At 43.7% G+C, this 1,158-nt stretch carries 2 protein-coding genes; both read right to left on the bottom strand.

Annotated elements, in window-relative coordinates; translation table 11 throughout:
• Nucleotides 1-582: Uma2 family endonuclease (locus O9290_RS02880; RefSeq protein ID WP_288086683.1), on the bottom strand; the 582-nt coding region annotated here is incomplete at its 3' end.
• Between the two features lie 342 nt (nucleotides 583-924).
• Nucleotides 925-1,158, bottom strand: a 234-nt coding sequence (locus O9290_RS02875; protein ID WP_288086681.1) for a hypothetical protein, incomplete at its 5' end; no start/stop codon positions are given.

Genomic DNA, 1,158 nt, shown 5'->3' with positions numbered 1-1,158 from the left:
TTCGGCCCGTTGTCGTTCTTCGTTGTAACTGGTGAAAGGTTGACCATCGGGATAATACAAAACTAACTCTGGTTGGGCTAATTGAAAACGAATGCCCAAGCGAGGACTTACCCAATTATCGAGATTTTCTAGACTTTCGAGCCGATTTTCTTGGCGAATACAGCCGCCCAAATCATTTTTATCGGGATTATAAATGTAGTATTCTTCCACACCATAACGGTCATAAAACAGCAGTTTTCTGGTCATTTCCGTTGGGGTATTGCCCGGAGAGAGAATTTCAAAAACCACCTGTGGGGGGATATTGTTCTCTTTCCACTGTTGATAGGAACCTCTTTCCCCTTTCGGTCTGCCGAAAGCGACCATCACATCAGGCGCTTGTCGAGTCTTATTATCTCCCTCCACGGGATACCAGAGTAAATCGCCAGCGACAAAAACATCGGCATTATTGGCAAATAACCAGTCTAGATTCGATTTAATCGTCGTAATCCAGCGAAATTGTCTTGTATTATCGGCCATCGGTTTACCATCGCTATCGGGATAGACGATTGCGGTTTTTGGGCTGTCGTCGAGTTGTCTAACCATTGCTTAACCCTAGAATTTCGTCTTGGCTTCCTTAATAGTATAACTTTACTAGAAAAAACCAGGGCAAATATTTAGGGATGGTGATGATCCTAAATGCTGTTTAAAAAGTATCGGAGAGTGGGAATTAGTCAACCCTGCCCTAGGGCATTTTTTCTGGGCTTACTGTTGCGACTCTAGCTAGAGGACTTGATATTTAAGTAGCTGGTTATAATTAAATTAAAAATGGATTTTAGGTTTGATCCCCCCTGCCCCCCTTAATAAGGGGGGTGCCGATAGGCGGGGGGATCTGAAGGTTTTTAATACCTATCTACTTATCTGCTTTCATTGTAGCGATAATTTTTTTTAAATCTCCTCGGGATTAATGTTTAATTCTCGCAGTTTTGCCGCCAATCGTTCGGCCCGTTGTCGTTCCGTTTCGGCCCGTTGTCGTTCCGCTTCGGCCCGTTGTCGTTCTTCGTTGTAACTGGTGAAAGGTTGACCATCGGGATAATACAAAACTAACTCTGGTTGGGCTAATTGAAAACGAATGCCCAAGCGAGGACTTACCCAATTATCGAGATTTTCTAGACTTTCGAG

The sequence above is a fragment of the Microcystis sp. LE19-41.2A genome, from assembly GCF_027530405.1.
Classification (GTDB): Bacteria; Cyanobacteriota; Cyanobacteriia; order Cyanobacteriales; family Microcystaceae; genus Microcystis; species Microcystis aeruginosa.
The sequence above is the reverse complement of the archived record's forward strand: the minus strand, read 5'-3'. Positions and strand labels throughout refer to the sequence as shown.